Origin of the sequence: Imhoffiella purpurea, from assembly GCF_000585215.1 — a bacterium.
Taxonomy (GTDB): Bacteria; Pseudomonadota; Gammaproteobacteria; order Chromatiales; family Chromatiaceae; genus Imhoffiella; species Imhoffiella purpurea.
This window is the reverse complement of sequence record NZ_AONC01000053.1, coordinates 2,501-5,316: the sequence shown is the minus strand read 5'-3', so window position 1 is coordinate 5,316 and position 2,816 is coordinate 2,501. Positions and strand designations below refer to the sequence as shown.

Genomic DNA, 2,816 nt, shown 5'->3' with positions numbered 1-2,816 from the left:
CAAAGAAGAAACCCCTGGCTCCTTATGGGAGTCAGGGGTTTCGGGATAAAGCCCTGGCGGTGACCTACTTTCGCATGGGGAGGCCCCACACTAACATCGGCGAGGCAGCGTTTCACGTCTGAGTTCGGGATGGGATCAGGTGGTTCCACTGCTCTATGGCCGCCAGGAAAACTGGGGGCGGGAGGATGTGCTCCTCCCGCTGCAATTTGGTGTGATCGTAGGCTGGTGCGCTCGGCGCACAGTCCAACGCATTTGGGTGTTATATGGTCAAGCCGCACGGTCAATTAGTATCGGTTAGCTTCACACGTTACCGCGCTTCCACACCCGACCTATCAACGTTGTGGTCTTCAACGGACCTTCAGAGGTATCAAGTACCTGGGGAGACCTCATCTTGGGAGGGGCTTCCCGCTTAGATGCTTTCAGCGGTTATCCCGTCCGTACATAGCTACCCGGCAATGCGTCTGGCGACACAACCGGAACACCAGGGGTACGTCCACTCCGGTCCTCTCGTACTAGGAGCAGCTTCCCTCAAGTCTCCAACGCCCACGGCAGATAGGGACCGAACTGTCTCACGACGTTCTAAACCCAGCTCGCGTACCACTTTAAATGGCGAACAGCCATACCCTTGGGACCGACTTCAGCCCCAGGATGTGATGAGCCGACATCGAGGTGCCAAACACCGCCGTCGATATGAACTCTTGGGCGGTATCAGCCTGTTATCCCCGGAGTACCTTTTATCCGTTGAGCGATGGCCCTTCCATACAGAACCACCGGATCACTATGACCTACTTTCGTACCTGCTCGACGTGTCTGTCTCGCAGTCAAGCACCCTTATGCCATTGCACTAATCTCCCGATTTCCGACCGGGATTAGGGTACCTTCGTGCTCCTCCGTTACGCTTTTGGAGGAGACCGCCCCAGTCAAACTACCCACCATGCACTGTCCCTACCCCGGATCACGGGGCCAGGTTAGAACGTCAAACAGACCAGGGTGGTATTTCAAGGTCGGCTCCACCAGAACTGGCGTCCTGGGTTCACAGCCTCCCACCTATCCTACACAAGTCGGTTCAACGTCCAGTGCAAAGCTATAGTAAAGGTTCACGGGGTCTTTCCGTCTAGCCGCGGGGACTCGGCATCTTGACCGAGAATTCAATTTCACTGAGTCTCGGGTAGAGACAGTGCCGCCATCGTTACGCCATTCGTGCAGGTCGGAACTTACCCGACAAGGAATTTCGCTACCTTAGGACCGTTATAGTTACGGCCGCCGTTTACCGGGGCTTCGATCAAGAGCTTCTCCGAAGATAACCCCATCACTTAACCTTCCGGCACCGGGCAGGCGTCACACCCTATACGTCCGCTTGCGCGTTTGCAGAGTGCTGTGTTTTTAATAAACAGTCGCAGCGGCCTGGTCACTGCAACCCCTCTCGGCTCCATGGGCTAGCCACTTCACCTAACAGGGGCGTACCTTCTCCCGAAGTTACGGTACCATTTTGCCTAGTTCCTTTACCCGAGTTCTCTCAAGCGCCTGGGGATTCTCACCCTGCCCACCTGTGTCGGTTTGGGGTACGGTCACACAATACCTGAAGCTTAGAGGCTTTTCTTGGAAGCTTGGCATCAATCACTTCGCGTCCGTAGACACTCGTCATCACGTCTCAGAATTGACCCCCCGGATTTGCCTAAGGGATCTCCCTACTCGCTTGAACCGGCAACCATCAGCCGGATGACCTAGCCTTCTCCGTCCCCCCATCGCAGTATTGCATGGTGCCGGAATATTAACCGGCTTCCCATCGACTACGCCTTTCGGCCTCGCCTTAGGGGCCGACTCACCCTGCGCCGATGAACGTTGCGCAGGAAACCTTGGGCTTTCGGCGAGGGGGACTCTCACCCCCTTTGTCGTTACTTATGTCAGCATTCGCACTTCCGATACCTCCAGCATGCTTGACAACACACCTTCAACGGCTTACGGAACGCTCCCCTACCATGCCTTTACAGGCATCCGCAGCTTCGGTACATGGCTTAAGCCCCGTTACATCTTCCGCGCAGGCCGACTCGACCAGTGAGCTATTACGCTTTCTTTAAAGGATGGCTGCTTCTAAGCCAACCTCCTGGCTGTCTGGGCCTTCCCACATCGTTTCCCACTGAGCCATGATTTTGGGACCTTAGCTGGCGGTCTGGGTTGTTTCCCTTTTGACGACGGACGTTAGCACCCGCCGTCTGTCTCCCGTGATTGCACTTACTGGTATTCGGAGTTTGCATCGGTTTGGTAAGCCGGGATGGCCCCCTAGCCGAAACAGTGCTCTACCCCCAGTAGTGAGACACGAGGCGCTACCTAAATAGCTTTCGGGGAGAACCAGCTATCTCCGGGCTTGATTAGCCTTTCACTCCGACCCACAGCTCATCCGAATCTTTTTCAACAGATCCCGGTTCGGGCCTCCAGTGCGTGTTACCGCACCTTCACCCTGGCCATGGGTAGATCGCCCGGTTTCGGGTCTACTCCCAGCGACTATTCGCCCATTTAAGACTCGCTTTCGCTACGCCTCCCCTAGTCGGTTAAGCTTGCCACTGAGAAGTAAGTCGCTGACCCATTATACAAAAGGTACGCAGTCACTCTTGCGAGCTCCCACTGCTTGTACGCAGACGGTTTCAGGTTCTATTTCACTCCCCTCAACGGGGTTCTTTTCGCCTTTCCCTCACGGTACTGGTTCACTATCGGTCGGTCGGGAGTATTTAGCCTTGGAGGATGGTCCCCCCATGTTCAGACAGGATATCACGTGTCCCGCCCTACTCGTTTTCACATCAGGATTGCTTTCGTGTACA

2 rRNA genes (1 of these 2 cut by a window edge) are annotated in these 2,816 nt (G+C 55.5%); both read right to left on the bottom strand.

The features are described from left to right. Positions 1–51 precede the first annotated feature (51 nt). Positions 52–167, bottom strand: a 5S ribosomal RNA gene (gene rrf, locus D779_RS16275). Between the two features lie 96 nt (positions 168–263). Beyond that, positions 264–2,816: ribosomal RNA gene (locus D779_RS16270) — 23S ribosomal RNA — on the bottom strand; it runs 326 nt beyond the window's last position.